This is a genomic window from Cerasicoccus sp. TK19100 (assembly GCF_027257155.1).
Lineage (GTDB): Bacteria > Verrucomicrobiota > Verrucomicrobiia > Opitutales > Cerasicoccaceae > Cerasicoccus > Cerasicoccus fimbriatus.
In genome coordinates this window covers 109,271-131,379 of the sequence record NZ_JAPWDU010000002.1, presented here as the reverse complement: position 1 = coordinate 131,379, position 22,109 = coordinate 109,271, and the positions used below count along the sequence as shown (strand labels likewise).

Sequence of the window (22,109 nt, the reverse complement as noted above, 5' to 3'; positions counted from 1 at the left end):
AATTTAGTATTTCTGAAGTGTTTGTACGTAGAGAAGGCCACCATCCCCGACGCTCACATCCATGTGGTAGCGCTGGCCGGTGTGAATGCTGTCCGCAAGGCCGTCGGCCAAAAAGACCGGGATGGACTTGCCTTCGCTTTTAATCACGAGCAAGCGACCCAGACCCGGGCGGTAGGACAACATAGAATCCACCTGTGCATCGATACGGTATGAGTTGCCCAGAAAGTTCTGCGGCGAGGTCAAATACTCGGCGGTGGGAAAAGGCTCCAAGCGTGATCTGGAGTTGCCCTGCAACACCAATACGAGAACTATGATGATGGCGGCTACGACTGCCACCATTGCGACCGCCACGGTGGCGTTAAATTTTCCGGGGTGCTTCTTTGGATCTGACATTTAGAGCTGAGACTGCGGATTGGTCATCTACTTAAACCGCCTCAGTTTGAGAAAGTTGCACGTAAAGCCAAGTGAAATGATGTTTAAGTTAGTTAGGTAAACACATTTCCGCAATCACAGACTCGCAGCTTATCAGAAGGCCCATTGGCCCGGTCCAAGAAGGATTAGTAAGCAAAGCCAACTACTGCGCCAGCACCTTGAGTTTCCTCAACCAAAACGATGGGTGCTGCCGTGCCGGGCAATTGACGCACGGGAATCGTCGGGCTGCGGTTTTCCAAAAGCTCGGATGGATCGGGCATCTGCGGACGTGCGGACTCAAGCACTTTGCCGAGGCTGAAGATATTACTCTCTGGGACAGCTTGTAGCGGCTGGATTTGCACCTCGCCTTGGTCTTGATAGGAAATCAACGCCAAGGCGCGTCCCTGCCGATCGACCACCAAACGGGAATTCGCATTAGGTGAATTCATATTGGCCAGGAAAAGCTCGCGAACTTCCGCCGAGGGTGCCTCGGCCAATTGGGCATCATTGACCTCGACGTCGAGCGCTTGGACCGAATCCTGATAGAGCACACTGACCGTCACGGCTACCGCGGCAGTTGCCGCGGAAAATTGTACGAGAAGCACCAAGCCTTTGCGGCGCTCTTCAAATTGGACGCGCGCATCATTGATTGCACGGGTGGCACGCTTGGCCAGGCTACAGCGACGCTGTTCGCTCGAGGCGTTGCCACAGAGCTGTGCCAGCACCTGCTTTTCGGCACTGTGAATGCGGCGCAGCGCTTCAAACTGTTGCTTGCGCTCACCAACCGCCAATTCTTTGCGGAGGAGTTGGAAGTCACGAGGGCTAATCTCGTGATCCAAATAAAGGTTAACTAATTCGTTAAAACGTCCTTCTGTCATTCGAAATCACGACCCAGTTTTTCACGAAGGCTATCGCGAGCGCGCGCAATGCGACTTTTGACGGTGCCAACGCTAATGTTCAACTCTTCCGCAATCTCCTCATAGGAAAGGTTGTATACGTTCCGCAGCTCCAGAATCTCCCGGTGTTTCGGGTTCAAGTCCTTCATGCGTGCGGAGACTTCCTGCACAAATTCGTTGGTCAGGGTAGCCTCACCCGGGTCCTCGCCTTCTGCCGGCAGGATGTCTTCCAGGGTGGAGGTCGTGTCGTCGCCGAGCGTCATGTCCAGGGAAATGGACGCGCTGCGCTTGCGGCGAAACCAGTACCAATAACGGTTGTGAGAAAGGTTGGTCGCTATCTGGTAAAGCCAGGTGGAGAAAGATGAATCACCACGGAAATTTTCCAGACCCTTTTGTGCACGGACAAAGGTGTCCTGGGCGATCTCTTCGGCGTCTTCCCGATTTTTCAGCAAATGAAAGGCGCGGGCGAAAATGCGGTCCCAATACTTGGTGACAACTTCATTGAATGCGGCTGCATCTCCACTCCGGTATCTTTCGAGCAGGATAGCGTCAACTTGCGCTTGTTCGTTTCTTTCAGCCATAGTCTTTGAGGGTTAGAGTTACCTCAGGTGATTTTGTTCCTGTTATTTATAAAGAATATCACTAATTCTTCAAGAGTAAACGGTCGTTTGAAATAAACTGCTCATTTTTGGTGAAGTTGCAAATTATTTGCGTTAATTCCCACTACCCCACATCCACTACAAGCTCGCCAGCTTCGCAATGCCCACAAAAAACGCCAACACGATGCATGCCTGCAAAGTGTTGGCGTCGTGAAAGTTCTGTTCTTTACAATCGACTGCCCGTGGCGAAATGCACCGTCTTAGGCCACGACGAATCGCACCTTCTGCAGGTCCTGGTCACGGCTGCTGCTGCCGACTTGTAGCTCGAACTCACCGGGCTCGACAACGCGTTCACCAGCGAAATTGACAATGCTGCAGGCCGATACCGGAATGGTCAGCGTCACCGTTTTGCTTTCACCGGGCTCCAGATCGATTTGGCGGTAGGCCTTCAGTTCCTTGTTCACCCAGGTTGCCGAGGTGACGAGATCCGAGACGTAAGCTTGCACGGTTTCACGGCCGGCGACGGCGCCCGTATTTTTCACGGTGATGGTCGCCTGCACGGTGTCTTTTTGCGACAAGGCCGCATCGCCGTTTGCCAACTTCAGGCCCGTATACTCAAAGGTCGTGTAGCTCAGCCCGTAACCAAACGCGAAGTGCGGATTTTGCGTCAGGTCGGCGTAGCGGTCGCCATGTTGACCGCGCACCTGGCTGTAGTAAACCGGCTGCTGGCCAACGTGATACGGAATCGAAACGGTGAGACGCCCGGATGGGTTGATCGCGCCAAACAATGCCTCGGCAATCGCCTTACCGCCCATCATACCCGGGCTAAACGCCTCGATAATGGCGGCCGACTTCTGCACGGACTTCGGCAGGACCAGCGGCTTGGTGTTAATGAGGACCACCACCATCGGCTTGCCAGTCTTGGCCAGCGCATCCAGAAGCTCCAATTGGCCACCCTGCATTTCGAGGGTTGCCGTGGAGCGGCACTCACCACAGAGGCGGACATTGTCGCCAACGACCGTCACAACGACATCCGCGCCACTTGCCGCCTGGACTGCTTCATCGATCAAGGCGTCGTCCGGCTCGGCAATCTCCTGCACCTGGCGCTTCTCCTGGCCGTCGTCATAGCCATCGTCGATGGCGTCAACAAGCTCAGTCAGCTTCGCGCCCTTGGCGTAAATAACCTCACAGCCCTCGCCTGCCAGTGCGCGAACCCCTTCCAGCACAGTCACGGAGCGTTCACGCGGATGGCCATCGGGCATCCAGCCGACTTGGCCGCTAGCCCCAGCCCAGTCGCCCATTTGGACTTGCGCGTCGTCCGCATTGGGGCCGACCACGGCAATGCGCTTCAAGCCACCGGACTTGAGCGGCAGCAGGCCGTCGTTTTGCAGTAGGACGACGGAGCGGCGAGCGATCTCCTCGTTGACACGGCGGTGCTCTTCACAGCCGATCACAACGCTTTGGCGCGCGATGTCAGGCTTGCCCGGGTCCTCAAACAGGCCGAGGCGGAATTTTAGCGCGAGCAGGCGCTCCACGATCGGATCGACGTCTGATTCGCTGACGAGGCCTTCGCGGATGGCTTCCAGTGCCCCATCGTAGAATCCGGGTGTGGACATCATCAGGTCGTTGCCACTCTTGATCGCGAGCGCAGCCGCATCCTTCATGGTTGGGACAATTTTTTGCTCCCAATGCATGCGGCCGACGTTGTCCCAGTCGGTCACCAGAATGCCCTCGAAGCCCCATTCCCCACGAAGCACGTCGTTGAGGAGCCAGCGGTTGGCGGTCGACGGCAGGCCATCAATCGACTGGTAGCCGGTCATGAATGACAGGCAGCCTTCGCGCGCGGCCCGCTCAAAGGGTGGCAGGAAATACGAGCGCATTTTGCGGGTCGATAAATCGGCCTCGGAGGCGTCGCGGCCACCTTGCGTTTCGGAGTAGCCGGCGTAGTGCTTGGCGCAGGCCAGAATCGCCTCGGGGTCGTCGAGCCCCTTGCCTTGGTAGCCACGAATCATCGCGCAGCCAAACTCCCCAATCAGGAACGGGTCCTCGCCAAAGGTTTCCCCTACCCGGCCCCAGCGCAGATCTCGCGTCAGGCAAAGCACCGGCGAAAAGGTCCACTTAAGGCCGGTCAGGCGGACTTCCTTGGCGGTCACGCGAGCGGCTTCCTCAATCAGCGTCGGATTCCAACTGCAAGCCATCGCAAGTTGCGTCGGGAAAATGGTCGCCCCGGCGTGAAACGAGTGGCCGTGAATGCAATCATCACCGAACAAAATTGGAATGCCGAGTCGCGTTTGGCCGGCCATATCCATTGCCTTGGCCGCGTGCTCGTTTTGAATGTGCAGCAGCGAGCCGACTTGTTTCTCGTTGATGAGCTCGTTGAGGTCACCACGACCGCCGTCGAGCTGCATGAGCTGACCAATTTTTTCTTCGATGGTCATGCGGCCCAACAGGTCGGCCACGCGTTCATTGATCGGCTTGGAGGAATCTTTGTAAATCTCAGACATAAAGGGGATCGTAAAGGATCATGGTTTAGCCGCCCGTTCCTTCAGGTAAATATTAAATCTGAACTTTTGCTGCACCCGTTGCAAAAAATCCGCAACTATGCCCTTGAAGCGGACCACAAAAATCGGCTTTCTCGACCGCTTTGACTTATCGGAATGTTTCGTTCGCTGACTGGATCCATAACGCAATCCCGACTCACTGACCGCCTCAAGCAGTGGGTAACCTCCTTCGCGCCTGATGATCAGGACGCCGGCGAAGACGAGACTGAAGCCCTGGAAACCGACGAAAGCATCGATGGGGAAAACCTTCCTGCGGACGCCTACGTCCCCACGGAAAAGCTGGCCGAAGCAGAGCCGGAAGTCGTCGAAGAGCCCGCCGAAGATCGTGAAGCCATCTGGCATGCCGAGTGGGACAAACATGCCGAATGGGCCGCCGAACTGGACGAGCTGATGGCCGCTCGCAAGCAGCGTAAACAGCTGCACGCCAAGCGGATGGCAGAATGTCATTTTCGCGTGGAAGCCATTCTCAACGCCAAGGCGGAAGTCGTGGAAGACGTTGAGGAAGATCAGGAAGCCGTCGCCGAAACCATGCCCGCGCCTCAGGCTGCGCCCAAGCCGGAGCCGGTCGAGGGCTACCGCGAGGAAGACCTGGAGGACTACACGCCGCCAAGCCTGGACTTTTTGGCCGACCCAAGCGGCGATGCCACGCCCTCACTCGACGATGCCGAGCTCGCCGAACAACGCGATGCACTCCAGACTACTTTTGATAATTTCGCCATCGACGCACTCGTCTGCGATGCGACCGTGGGGCCCCGTGTGACGCAGTATCGCGTTAAGCCCGGCTATGGCGTGCGTGTGGAGACCATCGCCAACCTCGACAACAACATCGCCCTGGCGCTCAAAGCCAACGCGGTCCGCGTCCAGGCCCCGATTCCGGGCGAGCCGTTTGTCGGCATTGAGGCACCTAACCCGCGCGCCCGCACCGTCATGCTCAAGGAGGCGCTGCACGCCAACGCCTGGACCGAAAATCAGCATCAACTGCCCGTTGTGCTCGGCATGGACATCAATGGCCGCATCCAGGTGTTCGACTTGGCCAAGGCCCCGCACCTGCTCATTGCGGGTTCCACTGGCGCGGGTAAATCCGTCTGTATCAACAATTTAATTCTGTCCCTGCTCTACCGCTTCAAACCCGGCGAGCTGGAGATGGTCCTCGTCGACCCAAAGCGTGTCGAGTTCGCGATGTACAAGGACCTGCCGCACCTGATCCACCCAGTGGTGGACGACGCAAAGCAGGCCTGCCAGGCGCTTAAATGGCTCGTCCGCGAAATGGAATCCCGCTACGAGCGCATGGCGACCAAGCGCGTTCGCAACATCATGGGCTACAACGAGAAGGCCAAGAACGAAGGCTTTGACCCGCTGCCTTACATCGTGCTGGTGATCGACGAGATGGCGGACCTCATGATGACGGCCAAGGACGACGTCGAAACGCCAGTTGCGCGCCTCGCACAGATGTCCCGCGCGGTCGGCATCCACACGATTTTGGCGACCCAGCGCCCGAGCGTAAACGTCATTACCGGCGTCATCAAAGCCAACTTCCCGACACGCATTGCGTTCAAGGTGTCGTCGCAAATAGACAGCCGGACGATCCTTGACGGCAAGGGTGCTGAGACGCTTCAAGGCAAGGGCGATATGCTCTTCACACCCCCTGGGCAGTCCCGCCTGATGCGCCTGCAGAGCCCGTTCGTCGACGACGACGAAATTAACCGCATCACCGACTACCTGCGCGAGCAGGCCCCGCCGCGCTACCGCGTCGAACTCCACGACGACGATCTGCCCGAAGGCGAGCAAGGTGAGCTATTCGAAGAAGGTGCGGACAACCTGCTGATCGATGCATTGACGGTCGTCGCCACCACCGGCAAGGCCAGCACGAGCTTCCTACAGCGTAAGCTCAAGATCGGCTACAATCGCGCTGCCACCCTCGTCGAAGAGCTGGAAGTGCGCGGCCACATCGGCCCGCAGGTCGGCACGGCACCGCGCGAAGTTTTCATCACCCCGGCAGAGCTGCCGCGCTAACCCCGAACGCCTGCTGACATGAAATTGCCCGAAGACGTCGATGATTTGGTTGCGCTGGTGGAAAAGCACGGGGCCGAGGCTGTGGCCAAGCGTTTTCGCAAACCGCCGATCCCGAGCACCATTCTCCGGACCGCCAGCGAGTCGCAGCCGGATGAGGCGATGTGCGTGTTCCTGGCCCGCTATCACCTCACCCCCAGCAGCGTGCTCGAAGGCATGGTGCGGCGTTACACGGAATTTACCACACCGGTCCTGGTCGAACTTGCGCAAAACCCACGCACCCCGCCAACTGAGCTGGGTGCCTTGCTGAAGCATCCAGATGCCGAGGTGCTAGCCGCCGTGGCCTGCAATCCCAATTTGCCCGCGCGAGACATGCAGACGCTGCTTGAAGACGGCGATACACAGGTGGTCCAAGCCTTGGCCGGCAATCCAGCGCTCAAGCTAAACGCGCAAGCGCGCATCGCCGCGCACGGCAAACCGGCTTCCCGCCTCGCGCTGACGCAGAACAAGTCGCTGCACCCGGATTTGTGGGTCGCCTTGTCCTCGGACCCAAGCCCCATGGTTCGCTACGCGCTGGCTGCCGCCAGCCATGCACCGGATGACCTGTTGCCATTCTGGGCCGACAGCGACCGTGAGGAGATTCAACTCGCGCTGCTGAGCCGCTCTTCGCTCAAGGACAAGCTGGTCAAGTCGTTGTTACTTTCGCCGCATGCGGCCGTTCGCCAAGCCGCGGCGGAGCGCATGAAGCTGGGCCATGTGGAAATGCTCCGTCTGTGCCAGGTGAAAAACGTGGAAGAGCGCGTGGCCATGGCCGCCCACCCCGAGCTACCCGCCGCGTTGCAGCACCATTTGGCGGTGGATGACGCGGTTGAAGTCCGTGAGGCTTTGGCGCGCAATACCTCGCTCTGGCCGGAAGTGGCGGAGTTCTTCGTCACCGGGGAAGACGAGGCCGCCTGCCTGGCGCTCATCAACAATCCCTCCATGCCCGAAGCGCTCTACGTGGAGCTGGCTTGGCAAAATAAACCCAACATCATCGCCGCCCTTGCGAGCAACGAGCAGACGCCGGTCGAGGTCATGCAATATCTGGTCAACGACCGAGTGTCGGCTGAGGCGGTTTTCCACCTTGCCGCCTGCGATGCGGATACGCCGTGGATGCGCGGCGATCTCGCGGACGCCTTGGCGGGGCTGCATTCGCCGTCGCTGCGCCGCCTGGCCGCCGGTGCTGAAGCGCTCTCGCTGGAGAAGCGTAACTTGCTCAAAGACGATCCGTCGCCACGCGTGAAAATCGCCGCCTACGAAACCACGCCGACCCGTGAAGCGCCCGACGAAGTTAACGAAGCACAGGATGCCGCCATTGCCGCCTGTCTTGAGCGCCTGAACGAACTTTTAGCCGGTAAAGAGCCGGACGAACTAACCGCCTGATTTAACAACGAACCCCTGGTAACCCATGGCAAAGAAGAACACCAAAATCGTAGAACTGAGCCGCAACGACATCATCCTCGGTGCTGATGCGGACATCATTCGAGCCGCGCTGGAAGCCCGCGAGCAGATCGACGTGCTGCTGGCCGAGCGCCTCGAAGCCTACCGCAAGATCGCCGAGCTGGAATCCCAAGTCGACGAGCTGCTTGGCGAAGACGAGGAATTCCCGTTCCCCGCGCCCGAAGAGCCCGTTGCGGAATTCCCGGTCACCAAAAAGACCGCGAAGAAAAAGCCTGCGCCTAAGCCGGCCCCTGCGCCCACCAAGCCCGAGCCCAAGGAAGCGCCCGCCACGGACGAAACTCCGGCCACCGACGCCCCTAAGCCCGACGCTCCGAAAGCCGAGTAGCGGCCAACCGTCGCCCGGTCCCTTGATTTAATTGCATGGCATTGACCACGCAGCAGCGCATTCAGCTACAGGAACTCCTGCTCCAGCGGGAGGCTCTCTATGCGCGCATTGCCCGGACCGAGGCGAAGATACATGAAATCTTTGGCGAGGAGTATCCCTTGCCACCCCCGGATGTCGATGTCGCGACACCAGGGAAAAAACCATCAAAAGCGAAAAAGAAAGCCGCCCGCGCCAGCGGAGTCCGCATTAGGACACTGGATCCGGGCGAGACTGGCTACCAGGTCACCTTCAGCGCCGAAGGTGGTGGCCACACCGAAACGCACCATGACCGGAAAACCATTACCGGCTTTGTCGAATCGCCCTTGTTGCGATTGATAACCCGCGTTGAAACCGTCGACAGTGACGGCAGCGTCGTCGAAACGCTCTATACCGCCCCACCGTCCGATTCAGAGAGTTAGGCGGATTAATGGTGGGAGAGCCGGGACTCGAACCCGGGACCTCTTGCGTGTGAAGCAAGCGCTCTAACCAACTGAGCTACTCCCCCGCAAAGTGGGAAACGAAAAAATTTAGGCCACCGATTGGCCGAATTCCAGTAAATTATTGGCCGTTATTGGTGTTAATGCGGCGAGGAATCACGCGGCGGCGACGTTCGGTGTTTACCGTGGATGCCGCTCGACTTGTAGTGGGCGCGGGATTCGGGCGCAGCTCCGGAGGAAGCGGGCGATTGATTGGAGCCGCCGAAGCCGTGGGAATCGACTTGCCGTCGGTCTTGGCCAGATAGATTTTTTCGCGGTTTCCGTTACCCGCTTGCAGCGTGATGGAGGGATCCCCGGAATCACTAAAATCGACTACCGAAAAACGTGCGCCGCGGGAATTATCATTCAGCCCGAGCAGCATGCTGCGGTTTTCAACTTTGTCGAAGACGTTAAAATACTGCTCTTCGCCAATCCGCATCGCGCCTTTGAAAACGATTTCCCGACTTAATGCACCAGCGGGCGCTACGGGTGGCGGTGGCGGCTGAACCACCGGCTTCGGCGCTTCCCATTTTTGAAATGGAGAATTCTGCAACATGCTCTCGCGTGCTTCCTCCAGCGATGCTTGGGCAAAAGCCGTCGCGGCCGGGAGTAAACAAAACAACCAAAAGCTGTGCTTGATGCGCGTCATAAACTTAGAAACCGCTATTGTCCCCAAAAAGTTCCCCACGTAAAGTATTAATCTGTGTTCCGATTTACGGCTTGCTGCCGCAGGGGGTCTTGGTTGATATGCTTGGCTTCGATACCACTATCATGTCTGACTCACTTTTTAATTGGTTAAAGTCCCGTTCCGCTGGGGTTCTGCTGCACCCGACATCCCTCCCTTCCGCGCATGGCATTGGCAATTTTGGCCCCAGCGCATACCAATTTGTTGATTTTCTCTGTGAATGCGGCTTCGGCTACTGGCAAATTTGCCCACTGGGGCCAACCGGTTTTGGTGACTCGCCTTACCAATGCTTCTCGGCCTTCGCCGGCAACCCTTACTTGATCGACCTTGACCCGGTTGTTTCTTTCGGGCTGCTCAAAGAGGATGACCTCGCTCCGCTGCGCGAACTACCGCATGATCAGGTGGACTACGGCGCACTCTACGAGGCATTCTGGCCACTGCTTGCCAAAGCTGCCAAGCGCTTCGTCAAAGACGGCGAACCGAGCCTCGACGGCTACGGCAACTACAAGACCTTCATCAAGGAAAACAGCGACTGGCTGGACCCGTATGCTGCTTATCGCGCCACCAAAGACCACTTCAAGGGCAAGCCTTGGTTCGAGTGGGCCAAAAAATACCGCACTTACGAACTCTGGCAGGAGTCCGAGCTCCCCCAGAAGCTCGAAGCCGCGATTTCGGCGGAGAAATTTTACCAATACCTGTTCTTTGGCCAGTGGAAGTTGCTGCGCGAATATGCCAACAGCAAAGGCGTAAAAATCATTGGCGACGTGCCGATTTTCGTCGCCATGGACAGCGCGGACACCTGGTCGTCACTGGAGATTTTCCAGATGACCAAGGACGGTAAACCGAAGGCCGTAGCGGGCGTGCCGCCAGACTATTTCTCCGAACTCGGCCAGCTCTGGGGCAATCCGCTCTTCGATTGGGACGCCCTTAAAAAACGGGACTACGATTGGTGGATCGCGCGTCTCAAGGCCACCTTTACACTTTACGACGTGGTGCGCATTGACCACTTCCGCGGCTTCCACGACTATTGGTCGATCCCGGCCAAGGCCGAGGACGCCCGCACCGGCGAATGGAAAGCCGGCCCGGGCCTGGACTTCTTTAATAAGGTCAAGGAAGCCCTGCCCGAGGCACTGCTCATCGCAGAAGACTTGGGTGACCTGAGCGACGGCGTCCACGTGCTGCGCGAAGAGACCGGCCTGCCCGGCATGGTCGTGCTGCAGTTTGCCTTTGGCGGCGATGCGGCCAACGACTACCTACCGCACAATCACGAGAAAAACAGCGTCTGCTACGCTGGCACCCACGACAACGATACGACACTCGGCTGGTTCTGGAGTGAGGGAGATCACGTGCGCGAACACGTGCACCGTTATTTTGGTATCGGCGATGAGGCCCCACAGTGGGACTTTATCCGCGCCTGCTACCGATCACCGGCGCGTCTGGCCATTGTCACCGTGCAGGATATGCTCAACCTGGGCAGCGATGCGCGGCTGAACACGCCCGGAGCCGCCCAAGGCAACTGGCAGTGGCGCTACAGCCAGGAAAATATCGACTTCCTGCGCCGCGACGTGGCGGGATATTTGAACGAACTGGCCCATCTTTACGGCCGAAATCAGGGCTAAAACTACCAGGATTGAAACGATCGTCTGACAATTTTAGCTTGTAAGAACGGCTTTCATTGGGCACGTGTTTTGCTAATCGCTGAGGAGTGACTAAATGGGTAAGAGCGCAGAAAACGATGAAGACATTTCATTCGAGAATGCCATGGAGCGTCTTGAGGTGCTCGTCGGCTCCCTGGAAGAAGGCGATATTCCCCTTGCCGAACTCGTCGAAAAATACGAAGAAGGTAGTAAACTTTTTCAAAATTGTAATCGCAAACTAACTAACGCTGAACTGAAAATAGAACAATTACGGGTAGAAAATGAGGCCGCTTCGTCCAACCTTTCGAAGCAAGCGCCCGAATCATAATCCCGTAAAGGTGACTGCAAACATGGAATTACTCCCGCGTATCAAAGGCCCGGATGACGTCAAAGCGCTCACTCCGGATCAACTGTCAGTATTGGCTGAAGAAATCCGTCAGGAAATCATTCAAGTCACTTCCGATAACGGTGGCCACATCGGGCCCAACCTCGGCGTAGTTGAACTGACCATCGCCCTGCACCGGCACTTTTCGACGCCCAAGGACCGCTTCGTGTTCGACGTCGCGCACCAGGGCTATGTGCACAAGCTGCTCACCGGCCGCTACGGCGATAAATTTAAGAAAATCCGCTCCTCGGGCGGCCTGTCCGGCTTCCTGACCCGCGAAGAGAGCGAGCACGACTGCTACGGTGCCGGCCACGCGGGCACCGCGCTTTCCGCTGCCCTGGGTATGGCGACCGCCCGCGACCTGCGCGGTTCAGACGAGCACGTCATTGCCCTGATCGGCGACGCCGCCCTCACCTGCGGCATCACCATGGAGGCCCTGAACAACATCAAGACCTCCACCAAGAAGCTGATCGTCATCCTCAATGACAACAAGTGGTCCATCGCTCCCAACGTCGGCGCGATCCCCAGCTACTTGAACGAGCTGATCACGAATCCGGTTTACAACCGCCTCCACAACGACCTGGAGAGCTTCCTGGAGTCCGTTCCCGGAGGTAATCGCCTCCGCAAAATCGGCAAGAAGGTCAAGGCTGAGACCAAGGACTTCTTCAGTGACCAGGAGTCATCGCTTTTTGAGAAGTACGGCCTGCGTTACATCGGCCCAATCGATGGCCACGACCAAGAGCTGCTCAATCAATACATGGAATTCGCCAAGGAGTGCGAAGAGCCGGTCATGCTCCACGTCCTCACCACCAAGGGTAAGGGCTTTGAAGCAGCGCTCAACAACCCTGAGAAGTTCCACGGCACGAGCCCGTTCTGCCCGTCCACCGGCCAGTCCAAGCCCAGCAAGCCCGGCAAACCACCCGTCTATCAAGACGTCTTTGGCCGCGCCCTCGTGGACTTTGCCAAGAAGGACAAGCGCGTCGTCGGAATCACCGGAGCCATGCCCTCCGGCACGGGCATGAAGTTCCTCCGCGACGAGCTGCCCGGCCAATACTTTGATGTCGGCATTGCCGAGGAGCACGCCGTGCTCTTTGCCGCTGGCCTCGCCACAAGCGATGTGAAGCCGGTTGTCGCAATTTACTCGACCTTCCTCCAGCGCGCTTACGACTGCATCATCCACGACGTCGCCCTGCAGGACCTCGATGTGATGTTTTGCATGGACCGCGCCGGCCTCTCACCAAACGACGGCCCAACGCACCACGGCCTCTTTGACGTGTCTTACCTGCGCTGCGTTCCGCGCGCCATCATCATGGCCCCGAAGGACGAAGACGAACTGGTCGACATGATGAAGACCGGTATCGACCACAAGGGCGCGACCTTCATCCGCTATCCGCGCGGTAACGGTGTCGGCGTCAAGATGAAGGAAGAGCCGGAAGCCGTGGAAATCGGCAAGGCCGAGCTTCTCCGCGACGGTGACGACATCATGATCTGGGCCCTCGGACCGATGGTCCACGACGCGCTCAAGCTCGCCAGCAAGATTTCCGCCGAGCAAGGTCTCCAAGTCGGTGTGGTCAATGCTCGCTTCGCAAAGCCGATCGATACCGAGCTGCTCTTGGCCCACGCCAACAAGTGCCGCATGATCGCCACGATCGAAGAAAACGTCCTTATGGGCGGCTTCGGCAGCGGCGTCCTGGAAGAGCTGCAGGAAGCTGGCCTCGAAACACCGGTGGTCCGCATTGGCTGGCCGGACAAGTTCGTCGGCCATGGCAGCACGCTGGAAGAGCTTCGTGCCGAAAACGGCATGTCGCCTCAGCAGATGGAAGCCGACATCCTTGAGCGCTTCAACAGCCTCAGCGAAGAAGCTACATCCACCAATCACGGCGCAATCCAATTCCCGAGCGGCAAATAGTCATTTGCTAAGTCTTTCACCTTTAAAGGCCGCTCGTTAAACAACGGGCGGCCTTTTTATTGCCATGTTAACACTGCCATCATCATTCCAACTCACATCCGAACGCTGTCGCTACCGGCAACCCACCTTAGCGGATATTCAGTATTCATTTTCGGCGTCGCGCTACCCCGGCTTCACCGATGGTATGCTGTGGGAGCCACCGGATTCGCCAGATGAGTTCATCCCGCACTTTAATGATATGCTCGCCGCCTGGGATGCAGGGACCGCGTATTGTTTCACCATTGAAGACAAACGAACCGCTGAGTTCATTGGCCGTATCTCCATCCGCCATGAGCAAGGAGCCACTTGGAACTTTGGCTTCTACACGCACCCGGAAAAACAAAATATGGGCTACATGAGCGAGGCTATCCCGTGCGTCATGGCGCTCGGTTTTGAGAAGCTCGGCGCAGAAGATATTATTGCCTGCCATGCCATTTGGAACAAAGCCAGCGAAGCTGTGATGAAAAAGAACGGTATGCAGTTCCGCCGATACATTCCGCAGGGATACCAGAAACGCGGCCAATGGGTCGAAGAAAACGAACTGGGCATTACACGGGAAAGCTGGTTGGCGAATCGGCAAAAATAGTTTTCAGTAACTGCTTAACCCAATGGCAGATACCCTGACAGGCGTTCTTGATCGCATCGTTTTTCACAACGAGGAAAACCACTTCATCATCGGCGAAGTGAAGGCTAAGGACCATCGTGGCGCGATCACCGTGCTGGGCAATTTGCCCGGCGTGCAATGCGGCGAAACGCTTAAACTGACCGGTGACTGGACCAACCACGCCACCCACGGCAAGCAGTTTAAAATCAAGGAATTTTCCTCGGAGCTGCCCGCCTCGGTCTACGGCATCGAGAAGTATCTGGGCAGCGGGCAGATACCCAAAGTCGGCCCGAAGTTTGCCAAAAAGATCGTCGCCAAGTTCGGCGCGGACACCCTGCGCGTCATCTCGGAAGAGTCCGGGCGCCTGCGCGAGATCCCGGGCGTCGGCCCCAAGCGAGCGAAGGAGATTAAAAAAGCCTGGGATGAGCAGGCCTCACTGCGTGACGTGATGACCTTTCTGCAGACCTACGGCGTCGGCACGAATCTTTGTCTGCGCCTGATCCGCCAGTATGGCAACGCCGCCAAAACGATCTTGCAAAACGAGCCCTATCGCGTCGCGCGAGAGGTGCCTGGAATCGGCTTCAAGACCGCCGACCGCATCGCGGTAAACCTTGGGTATTCCAACGAGAGTTCCCAGCGCATCGACGCCGGCTTACTCTATGCACTGCAAGAGCTGGAGGTCGACGGGCACACTGGCTACCCCGTCTCAGAGCTCACCAAAAAGGCTTCGGAAATGCTCGAAGTCCACGAGGACCTGATCGGCCCCCGCGTCGGCGCACTCATCGAGAATTCTCACCTGGTCAAAACCACAGCCGCCGACGGCGAAGACTTTATTCAGTTGCCCGCGATGCGCCGGGCGGAGGTCGCCATTGCGCAGGCTATTGCCGAATTGACGGAGGCGACATCTACCCTGCCCCCGATCAAAATCGACAAGGCCATCGAGTGGGCGCAGGAGCGCGCGGGCTTTCAATTTGCCCCCGAACAGTCGGCCGCCGTTGCCGCAGGCTTGCGTTGCAAGGTGAGCATCCTCACTGGTGGTCCGGGCACGGGTAAAACCACGATTCTCCGCGCGCTGGTCGACATCCTAAAGGCCAAGAAAGTTCGCCTGACCCTCGCTGCGCCAACTGGCCGCGCCGCCCAGCGCATGTCTGAAAGTGCGGGTGCCTATGCGCAAACAATTCACCGCCTGCTGAAGTTTGACCACGAGGCGGGCGGCTTCCTGCACACCGACGACAACAAGCTGAAGACCGACTTCATGATCGTCGACGAAAGCTCGATGCTGGATTCGCGGCTGGCGTCGTCTCTCTTGCGCGCCCTGCCCGACTCCGCGCACTTGCTGCTCGTGGGCGACATTCACCAGCTGCCCTCGGTCGGTGCTGGCAGCGTGCTCAGTGACATCATCGCCTTTATCGAGGAGCGCCAGCGCGCACAAATGTCCGTCACTCGGCTGGAGAAAATCTTCCGTCAGGGTAAGCGCTCGGCGATCGTTTCCACCGCGCATGCGATACTACAGGGCCGCGCGCAAGCGCCGTTTGTGCTGACAAATGTCAACGACGTCGACCCCAAGCAGGACTTGCATTTCCTGTCCGTCGACGACCCCGAGGAAACACTGAAGCTCGTCACGTCGCTCATCCGCGACCACGTGCCGCGCTGGTTCAATTGGGCCGATAAATTTATGGACGTGCAGGTGCTCGCGCCCATGCACAAGGGCGCAGGCGGTGTAGGCCGCATGAACGAAGAGCTGCCCAACGCCCTCAATGCCCAGAGCCGCGGTATCACCTACGGGGCCAATAAATACCGCATCGGCGACAAGGTTATCCAGACGCGCAACAACTACGAGAAAGGCGTCTTTAACGGCGACCTCGGCCGCGTAAATGCCGTCAATGTTGAGGCGGGCACCGTGGCGGTAAACTTCGACGGCGACGTGGTCGACTACGAGCGCCCCGAACTGCTTGATCTCTCCCTGGCATACGCGATTACGATCCACAAGAGCCAAGGCAGCGAATTCCCCATTGTCATTGTGCCACTGCTCAAGCAGCACTTTGTCATGCTCCAGCGCAACTTGCTCTACACCGCGATCACCCGCGGCAGACGCAAAGTGTTTCTGGTCGGCGACCCGGCGGCCTACGCCATGGCCGTGCGCAATGTAGATTCTCTGCGTCGCCTGACCGGCCTCAAGGAGCGGTTGAAAGAAATCCTATCCGCATAACATTATCCATACCGGCAATACGGATGCCAAGTTTTGGAGTGCGGCAGCCCTCTGCCGCTTTGGAATTTTGCGCCTGTTTAAATGACGCGCGTTAACAGTATTCAACACTGCACACATCAGTATTTACGCGCACTGAAAATGCTAAAGCGGCAGAGGGCTGCCGCACTCCATACAGGTTGTCAGGCTTGATCGAAAAGCTACTTACCAACTGCTACTTCCTTGGCGAAGTAGGTTAAAATCATGTCGGCACCGGCGCGCTTGATGCCCAGTAGGCTTTCGTCGCGGGTGCGGGTGTAGTCCAGCCAGCCAAGCTTGGCGGCGGCGTGGATTTGCGAGTACTCGCCCGACACCTGATACGCCGCGACAGGCAACGATGTGCGGTTGCGCAGTTCGCGAATGATGTCCAAATACGGGCCGCCCGGCTTGACCATCAGCACGTCGGCACCCTCCATTTCGTCGAGCTCGGTTTCGATGACTGCGGCGCGGCGGTTGGCGGGATCGCATTGATACGTGTGCTTGCCGAGCAGGTTCGTGCCAGCGGCCTTCGCGCTGCCCACAGCGTCGCGGAACGGCCCATAGTAGGCAGAGTTAAATTTGGCCGAGTAAGCCATAATCGCGGTGTTGCTCAACCCGGCATCGTCCAGCGCGGTGCGAATAGCTCCGACCCGGCCGTCCATCATGTCCGAAGGTGCGACGAAGTCCGCGCCTGCTTCGGCGTTGAGCTTGGCCATCTCACAAAGGATTTCCACCGTGGCATCGTTGGCGACATCCTGCCCATCGGCGGTCAGCACGCCGTCGTGCCCGTGGCTCGTGTAGGGGTCGAGCGCGACGTCAGTAATGATCGCCAGCTCCGGCGCTGCCGCCTTGACCGCCCGCACTGCGCGCAGCACCAGCGTTTCCGGATTGAGCGCTTCCTTGCCCTCAGGCGTTTTCAGCGAACTGTCGAGCTTCGGAAAAATGGCAACCCCGGGAATGCCGAGATCGCGCAGTTGCAGGCACTCGTCAACCAGCGCTTGAATAGTCAGGCGCGACTGCCCCGGCATGGAATCAATCGGCTCGCACTCGCCGTCGCCATCGATAACAAACAGCGGATGGATCAAGTCATCGACGCGCACGTCCGTCTCGCGCACGAGGCGGCGAATAGCGTCGGTGCGGCGCAGGCGTCGCGGGCGGTAGGTTAAGTTCAAACTGGGCTCGATATCGCTCATTGGTGGGTATGTTACTAATGCCGCCATGGCATCCAAGTATTTTCAATAGCACCATCGAAGTGTGCTCAGACAGCTTTATGATTGAATCGCGGCGGTAATTGCATGTCTTAGACCGTTCAAATGGCCATAGAACTCCACGACACCCTCACCCGCAGCCGGAAAACGCTCGTCTCCTCGGACGGTGAAACGTATCGGTTCTATTGCTGTGGGCCCACGGTTTATGGCCCGGCGCACATCGGCAACTTCCGCGCGTTTGTCGTGCAGGACGTGTTGCGCCGCGTGATCGAAACGGATTTTCTGGCCTCGGCCGAGCCCAACCAAGCCCCGACTCAGCTCAAGCACGTCCGCAATATTACGGACGTCGACGACAAGACAATCCGCACCAGCCAGGAGCTTGGCGAGACACTCAAGGCCTTTACCGAAAAGTGGACGGAGAAATTTCACGTCGATTGCGCCGCGCTGAACTGCCTGGCACCCGATGTGGAGCCCCGCGCCACGGCACACATCGCGCAGCAAGTCGAGCTCGTGGAAAAACTGCTTGCCGGTGGGCATGCCTATGTGGGCGGCGATGGCTCGGTTTATTTCAAGGTCTCAAGCTGCGAACACTACGGACAGTTGTCTCACCTCGACCGCGATCAGCTGCAAACGCAGAACGAAAACAGCGCGGGCGAGGTTAACGACGCCGATGAATACGACCGCGAGTCGGTCAGCGATTTTGCCCTGTGGAAGGCGCACAAACCCGAGGACGGCGACAACCAGTGGCCAGGGCCAAAGCATCCCGAGACTGGCGAGCCGATTAGCGGTCGCCCGGGCTGGCACTTGGAGTGCTCGGCGATGAGCACGGCCTACCTCGGCGAGTCGTTTGACTTGCATGGCGGCGGGGTCGACCTGTGCTTCCCGCACCACGAAAACGAGATCGCGCAAAGCGAGTCCGCCAACGGCAACCGCCCGTTCTGCCACCACTGGTTTCACAACGCGCACCTGATGGTCGAGGGTAAAAAGATGTCCAAGAGCCTGGGCAATCTCTACACGCTGCAAGACCTCGCCGACAAGGGCCACACGCCGATGGAGGTTCGTTACGTGCTGATCAACGGGCACTACCGCTCGCAGCTCAACTTTACCTTTAACGGCTTGCAGGCCGCCGCCAGCGCAATGGCCAAGCTCGAAAAAGCCGTGAAGCCGATCCTGGAAATCGTCGGCATGAGCACCGAGGAGTTTCGTGCGCTTTGCGGCGAGCCCAGCGCCCTGACCACGACGGGTATGTTTGTGCGCGCATGGGAATGCCTCTGCGACGACTTAAATGTGCCCGGCGCGCTGGGAGAAATCTTCAGTACCATTGGTGACCTCAACGACCCAAGCTACGAAAAGAGCGCAATCACCGGGCAGCTTCTGTCGCTAGCCGGCCTGCTCTACTGCCTGGGCATTGAGCTCTTCACCAAGCCCGAAGCCGAAAAAGCCGACGCTCCGGAGCACGTGCAGCAGCTCGCCCAGCAACGCTGGGAAGCCAAGCAAGCCAAGGACTGGCCCACAGCCGACGCCCTCCGCGCTGAAATCCAAAATGCCGGTTGGATTGTCCTCGACAGCAAAGATGGATTTGAGCTCGAACCTGCTTAGGCAGGTTCGAGAGATTAAAGTGAGCAAATTAAAAATTAAAGAGGTAGGCGTTTTGTGTCACTAAAGGTACGATGACCCTACACTTTAATTTGTTCACTTTAATACTCTCCTAAACGTTCTCCTGAACGTTTTTCAAATAGTTGTCCATTTCGGCTGTGCTGCTGAACACTTCGCGCAGGGGGATCGCTTTCACGATATCGAAGACTTTCTCCACTTGCGGAGACAAGTTGACAAATACTGCTTGGCCACCGCGGCCGGTCAATTGGCGGCGCAACTTGGCGAACGAACGGAGGCCCGCGCTGGAAATATATTTCAAGTCTTTTAGATCGAGCACCACGGTTTTCGTGTTCGGACCGATGAGCTCCAGAATCCGCTGGTCGAAATCCTGTGCCGTGTTTGAATCGAGCGAGCCGTTGAGGAAGCAAGTAATGCGACCATTCGACAATTCAAGAGAGTCAATTTCTAATGGCATGACGTTTCAGTAGGTATGGATGGCAGAGTTATTTGTAGGACGTTGCGATGGTTGCGTCGATTATATTTCAAGTTGGCCGCAATTTTCTGAACGATAAGAAAACCGAAACCGCCGTCGGCGCGCTCCTCGTCATCGGCCGATAAATTCGCTGGCGGAATCTCCTCCAGCGGGTTGAAGGCGGTGCAGTTATCCGTGATCGTCAGGCGTATCGCGGGTGTTAATTCGCACAATACCTCTACCTGCGGTGCCTGTGGGCATTCACCATACTGAAGCACATTGTTGATGAGCTCTTCGGCGACGAGCTTGGCATCCTCAATCGTCTCGTCCGGCGCACCAGATTGGTGCAGATAGGCTGCCAACTGGGATTTGCATTCATCCAGCTCACGCATTTCGCAGAGCGAAAAACTCCAGAGAGACGATTCAGGCATTACCAAAATATAAATACTAATATGACGGCAAAGGCAAGCCGTGACACGGAAACATGACCAATGGATCGCCCTCCCAATAAGCATTTTTACGGACGCGCCCTAGGGTCAATCGGGTTATCCAGGGGATTGAATCCGACAATTCATTTATGATAGAACCTGCCTCAATGCAAAGAAGGCGCTACTCTGCTGGATCGGTGATATTCCAACAAGGTGAGACCTCCCAGGAGGTTTACCGAATTGTTTCCGGACGTGTTGAAGTGGGCATTGATCAGGGCAACGGCAGCAACGTCGTCCTGGCTACGCTCGGCGAAGAAGACGTGTTCGGCGAGATGGCGATGATCGACGAAAGCCCGCGCTCGGCGACGGTGACGGTGGTCGATGACTGCGATGTAGAGGTCATGGAACCGGGCGATTTCACCGAGACGTTTTTCACGAATCCTGTCGTGCTGGCCCCCTACCTCGCCTGCCTGATCGACCGCCTGCGCACGGCGAACGAGAAAGTATTCGACCTGTCGAAACAGCTTTCAGAGAAAGCAAACGGCTCATCGCGTAGCCCCCTGATCAAGCGCGGCACACGGCCACTCTTTAGCAATGGACTGGTGCTCATCCCCAAGTCGGCCTCGGCACAAAAAACGCTGGCCAGCCCGCGCGTGCCTATCTCCAAATTCCCCTTTCGCATCGGTCGCTCCGGTGGTAATGGCACGGACCTACTCCAGAGAAACGACCTTTCGCTCGTGAACGTCGACCCGAGCCAAGTCGCGAAAAACCACATCTCCATTGAGCAGGAGGACGGCGCGATCTGGGTGCGCGATCGCAAGACGCGCCGCGGCACAATGGTCAACGGGCGACGCCTGCATCAGGACGACGGCGCGCTTGTGTGCCGCCTGACTAAATCGGTCAATGAGATCATCCTTGGTGACGAGCGCAGTCCGGCGGTTTACGAACTACGAACGCTCCAGGCTTAGAAAAAGTTTGCGGCCCGGCGCTGGGGTCGATTCTGTAGCGATAGCCACATCTCTACCGTTATGAATATTCCCGTCCCCGGAAGTATTGACGAAATCTCCCCTGCCTGGGTTACTGAAATCCTCCGCTCTGGCGGTGCCATCCAGCAGGCATCGATTACGCAAATCGAGAGCCGCATACTCGGCCAGGATATCGGTTTTTTGAGCGTGGTGGCGCGCCTGGGGCTCACCTACGACGCCAAAGAGCCCAACGCACCGGAGGCCGTCGTCATCAAGATTGAAACCCAGCACGAAAAGCTCCGCGAGATCGGCCAGGAGGTGCAGGCCTTTCAGCGCGAGATTCGTTTCTATAAAGATGTGGCACCCGCTGTCGACGTGCGGCTGCCGAAGATTTACTTTGCCTGTGATGAACCTCCCAACATGGCCATCGTCATGGAAGACCTGTCCTACTGCCGGGCCGGCGACCAAGTGCAAGGTATGGATCTCGACCTCGTCCTGGCAACGGCGGCAATCATCGGCCGCCTACAGGCAAAATACTGGAACAACGACGCCCTCGCCTCGCTGGACTGGATGCCCGAAACGAATGACATCGAGTTTAATTTCGACGCGAACTGGGACTCCTGCGAACAGCATTTCGGCCACCTGATTCCCGAGGAAGGCAAGGCGCTGGGCCGCCGGATGAAGGCGCACATTCCATGGTTGTTTAACGAGATCGCGCACCGGCCCAAGACCATTGTCCACAATGACCTGCGCGAGGACAATCTGCTCTTCGACGAATCGGGCGCGGAGACGGAGGTAATCATCCTTGATTGGCAGTTGGCCACGCGGAGCATGGGCGTGTTTGACGTGGCTCGCCTGATGGCTGCCAGCGCACTGCCCGAAAAACGTCGCGGCCACGAAATCGAAATCCTGCGCGCCTGGTATGCGGCGCTCGTCGCAGAAGGCGTGACCGATTATTATTGGCAAGAGGCGCTCTACGACCTCCGCCTGGCGCTGCTGCAGTTCATCTGTTTTCCGGTGAAATTTCACACCGCGTTCATCGGCAATTCCGGTCGCTCAGCCGAGTTGACCAAAGTTATTTTCTCACGCGGTTTTGCCTCGGCGATTGATTTGCAGGCAGGCGTGGCGATGCCGGGCTAG

20 protein-coding genes and 1 tRNA gene are annotated in these 22,109 nt (G+C 57.9%); 12 read left to right on the top strand and 9 right to left on the bottom strand.

The window, feature by feature from the left end; all coding sequences use genetic code 11:
• Nucleotides 1–3: 3 nt before the first annotated feature.
• The 4 genes from O3S85_RS03930 to O3S85_RS03915 all read right to left on the bottom strand — a co-directional run bounded on the left by O3S85_RS03930 (nt 4) and on the right by O3S85_RS03915 (nt 4,410).
• Complete coding sequence (locus O3S85_RS03930; RefSeq protein WP_269537987.1) at nt 4–393, bottom strand: hypothetical protein; 390 nt, start codon at nt 391–393, stop codon at nt 4–6.
• 164 nt (nt 394–557) lie between these two features.
• Nucleotides 558–1,289 (bottom strand): hypothetical protein, encoded by a 732-nt coding sequence (locus tag O3S85_RS03925; RefSeq protein WP_269537986.1) that lies wholly within the window; start codon nt 1,287–1,289, stop codon nt 558–560.
• Nucleotides 1,286–1,888: an RNA polymerase sigma factor gene (locus O3S85_RS03920; RefSeq protein WP_269537985.1), complete on the bottom strand. Its 603-nt coding sequence runs from the start codon at nt 1,886–1,888 to the stop codon at nt 1,286–1,288. The genes O3S85_RS03925 and O3S85_RS03920 overlap by 4 nt, the downstream gene beginning before the upstream one ends.
• A 278-nt stretch (nt 1,889–2,166) precedes the next feature.
• Entirely contained in the window at nt 2,167–4,410 is a 2,244-nt protein-coding gene (locus tag O3S85_RS03915; RefSeq protein ID WP_269537983.1) for a glycoside hydrolase family 3 N-terminal domain-containing protein, read from the bottom strand.
• A gap of 153 nt (nt 4,411–4,563) precedes the next feature.
• Between O3S85_RS03915 and O3S85_RS03910 the strand changes: the two genes are divergently transcribed.
• The 4 genes from O3S85_RS03910 to O3S85_RS03895 are packed head-to-tail and all read left to right on the top strand — an operon-like array spanning nt 4,564 to nt 8,760.
• A complete protein-coding gene (locus O3S85_RS03910; RefSeq protein ID WP_269537982.1) occupies nt 4,564–6,480 on the top strand; it encodes a DNA translocase FtsK in 1,917 nt (638 codons plus the stop codon).
• Nucleotides 6,481–6,498: 18 nt separating this feature from the next.
• A complete protein-coding gene (locus tag O3S85_RS03905) occupies nt 6,499–7,899 on the top strand; it encodes a hypothetical protein (RefSeq protein WP_269537981.1) in 1,401 nt (466 codons plus the stop codon).
• Between the two features lie 25 nt (nt 7,900–7,924).
• On the top strand, nt 7,925–8,302 hold the full coding sequence (locus O3S85_RS03900) for a hypothetical protein (RefSeq protein WP_269537980.1): 378 nt from the start codon (nt 7,925–7,927) through the stop codon (nt 8,300–8,302).
• A gap of 35 nt (nt 8,303–8,337) precedes the next feature.
• Complete coding sequence (locus O3S85_RS03895; RefSeq protein WP_269537979.1) at nt 8,338–8,760, top strand: hypothetical protein; 423 nt, start codon at nt 8,338–8,340, stop codon at nt 8,758–8,760.
• Nucleotides 8,761–8,769: 9 nt separating this feature from the next.
• Here the strand turns inward: O3S85_RS03895 and O3S85_RS03890 are convergent.
• Together O3S85_RS03890 and O3S85_RS03885 are read right to left on the bottom strand one after the other, a co-directional pair.
• Nucleotides 8,770–8,846, bottom strand: a tRNA-Val gene (locus O3S85_RS03890).
• Between the two features lie 53 nt (nt 8,847–8,899).
• Entirely contained in the window at nt 8,900–9,466 is a 567-nt protein-coding gene (locus O3S85_RS03885) for a hypothetical protein (protein ID WP_269537978.1), read from the bottom strand.
• A 122-nt stretch (nt 9,467–9,588) separates the two neighbouring features.
• On the opposite strand from O3S85_RS03885, the gene malQ reads away from it, so the two are divergent.
• The 5 genes from malQ (at nt 9,589) to recD2 (ending at nt 16,285) form a co-directional block, all read left to right on the top strand.
• The gene (gene malQ / locus O3S85_RS03880; protein ID WP_269537977.1) at nt 9,589–11,121 is read left to right on the top strand and encodes a 4-alpha-glucanotransferase; all 1,533 of its coding nucleotides are present in this window, start codon (nt 9,589–9,591) and stop codon (nt 11,119–11,121) included.
• Between the two features lie 94 nt (nt 11,122–11,215).
• Nucleotides 11,216–11,467: an exodeoxyribonuclease VII small subunit gene (gene xseB, locus O3S85_RS03875; protein ID WP_269537976.1), complete on the top strand. Its 252-nt coding sequence runs from the start codon at nt 11,216–11,218 to the stop codon at nt 11,465–11,467.
• A 22-nt stretch (nt 11,468–11,489) separates the two neighbouring features.
• Entirely contained in the window at nt 11,490–13,433 is a 1,944-nt protein-coding gene (dxs, locus tag O3S85_RS03870) for a 1-deoxy-D-xylulose-5-phosphate synthase (protein WP_269537975.1), read from the top strand.
• 64 nt (nt 13,434–13,497) lie between these two features.
• Nucleotides 13,498–14,058 (top strand): GNAT family N-acetyltransferase, encoded by a 561-nt coding sequence (locus O3S85_RS03865; protein WP_269537973.1) that lies wholly within the window; start codon nt 13,498–13,500, stop codon nt 14,056–14,058.
• A gap of 22 nt (nt 14,059–14,080) precedes the next feature.
• Nucleotides 14,081–16,285 (top strand): SF1B family DNA helicase RecD2, encoded by a 2,205-nt coding sequence (gene recD2 / locus O3S85_RS03860; RefSeq protein ID WP_269537972.1) that lies wholly within the window; start codon nt 14,081–14,083, stop codon nt 16,283–16,285.
• 197 nt (nt 16,286–16,482) lie between these two features.
• Here recD2 and hemB read toward each other — a convergent pair whose 3' ends face one another.
• Entirely contained in the window at nt 16,483–17,493 is a 1,011-nt protein-coding gene (gene hemB / locus O3S85_RS03855; protein WP_269537971.1) for a porphobilinogen synthase, read from the bottom strand.
• A gap of 120 nt (nt 17,494–17,613) precedes the next feature.
• On the opposite strand from hemB, the gene cysS reads away from it, so the two are divergent.
• Complete coding sequence (gene cysS, locus O3S85_RS03850) at nt 17,614–19,107, top strand: cysteine--tRNA ligase (RefSeq protein ID WP_269537970.1); 1,494 nt, start codon at nt 17,614–17,616, stop codon at nt 19,105–19,107.
• A 109-nt stretch (nt 19,108–19,216) separates the two neighbouring features.
• On the opposite strand, the gene O3S85_RS03845 is transcribed toward cysS, so the two are convergent.
• Together O3S85_RS03845 and O3S85_RS03840 are read right to left on the bottom strand one after the other, a co-directional pair.
• The gene (locus O3S85_RS03845; RefSeq protein ID WP_269537969.1) at nt 19,217–19,579 is read right to left on the bottom strand and encodes an STAS domain-containing protein; all 363 of its coding nucleotides are present in this window, start codon (nt 19,577–19,579) and stop codon (nt 19,217–19,219) included.
• The gene (locus tag O3S85_RS03840; RefSeq protein WP_269537967.1) at nt 19,570–20,007 is read right to left on the bottom strand and encodes an ATP-binding protein; all 438 of its coding nucleotides are present in this window, start codon (nt 20,005–20,007) and stop codon (nt 19,570–19,572) included. Before O3S85_RS03840 ends, O3S85_RS03845 begins: the two co-directional genes overlap by 10 nt.
• A gap of 146 nt (nt 20,008–20,153) precedes the next feature.
• On the opposite strand from O3S85_RS03840, the gene O3S85_RS03835 reads away from it, so the two are divergent.
• Together O3S85_RS03835 and O3S85_RS03830 are read left to right on the top strand one after the other, a co-directional pair.
• Entirely contained in the window at nt 20,154–20,972 is an 819-nt protein-coding gene (locus tag O3S85_RS03835) for a cyclic nucleotide-binding domain-containing protein (protein ID WP_332107532.1), read from the top strand.
• Between the two features lie 60 nt (nt 20,973–21,032).
• Complete coding sequence (locus O3S85_RS03830; protein WP_269537964.1) at nt 21,033–22,109, top strand: phosphotransferase; 1,077 nt, start codon at nt 21,033–21,035, stop codon at nt 22,107–22,109.

Coding starts and splice junctions, on each gene's coding strand:
- O3S85_RS03930 (WP_269537987.1), bottom strand. CDS start 393: ATGTCAGATCCAAAGAAGCACCCCGGAAAATTTAACGCCACCGTGGCG.
- O3S85_RS03925 (WP_269537986.1), bottom strand. CDS start 1,289: ATGACAGAAGGACGTTTTAACGAATTAGTTAACCTTTATTTGGATCAC.
- O3S85_RS03920 (WP_269537985.1), bottom strand. CDS start 1,888: ATGGCTGAAAGAAACGAACAAGCGCAAGTTGACGCTATCCTGCTCGAA.
- O3S85_RS03915 (WP_269537983.1), bottom strand. CDS start 4,410: ATGTCTGAGATTTACAAAGATTCCTCCAAGCCGATCAATGAACGCGTG.
- O3S85_RS03910 (WP_269537982.1), top strand. CDS start 4,564: ATGTTTCGTTCGCTGACTGGATCCATAACGCAATCCCGACTCACTGAC.
- O3S85_RS03905 (WP_269537981.1), top strand. CDS start 6,499: ATGAAATTGCCCGAAGACGTCGATGATTTGGTTGCGCTGGTGGAAAAG.
- O3S85_RS03900 (WP_269537980.1), top strand. CDS start 7,925: ATGGCAAAGAAGAACACCAAAATCGTAGAACTGAGCCGCAACGACATC.
- O3S85_RS03895 (WP_269537979.1), top strand. CDS start 8,338: ATGGCATTGACCACGCAGCAGCGCATTCAGCTACAGGAACTCCTGCTC.
- O3S85_RS03885 (WP_269537978.1), bottom strand. CDS start 9,466: ATGACGCGCATCAAGCACAGCTTTTGGTTGTTTTGTTTACTCCCGGCC.
- malQ (WP_269537977.1), top strand. CDS start 9,589: ATGTCTGACTCACTTTTTAATTGGTTAAAGTCCCGTTCCGCTGGGGTT.
- xseB (WP_269537976.1), top strand. CDS start 11,216: ATGGGTAAGAGCGCAGAAAACGATGAAGACATTTCATTCGAGAATGCC.
- dxs (WP_269537975.1), top strand. CDS start 11,490: ATGGAATTACTCCCGCGTATCAAAGGCCCGGATGACGTCAAAGCGCTC.
- O3S85_RS03865 (WP_269537973.1), top strand. CDS start 13,498: ATGTTAACACTGCCATCATCATTCCAACTCACATCCGAACGCTGTCGC.
- recD2 (WP_269537972.1), top strand. CDS start 14,081: ATGGCAGATACCCTGACAGGCGTTCTTGATCGCATCGTTTTTCACAAC.
- hemB (WP_269537971.1), bottom strand. CDS start 17,493: ATGAGCGATATCGAGCCCAGTTTGAACTTAACCTACCGCCCGCGACGC.
- cysS (WP_269537970.1), top strand. CDS start 17,614: ATGGCCATAGAACTCCACGACACCCTCACCCGCAGCCGGAAAACGCTC.
- O3S85_RS03845 (WP_269537969.1), bottom strand. CDS start 19,579: ATGCCATTAGAAATTGACTCTCTTGAATTGTCGAATGGTCGCATTACT.
- O3S85_RS03840 (WP_269537967.1), bottom strand. CDS start 20,007: ATGCCTGAATCGTCTCTCTGGAGTTTTTCGCTCTGCGAAATGCGTGAG.
- O3S85_RS03835 (WP_332107532.1), top strand. CDS start 20,154: ATGATAGAACCTGCCTCAATGCAAAGAAGGCGCTACTCTGCTGGATCG.
- O3S85_RS03830 (WP_269537964.1), top strand. CDS start 21,033: ATGAATATTCCCGTCCCCGGAAGTATTGACGAAATCTCCCCTGCCTGG.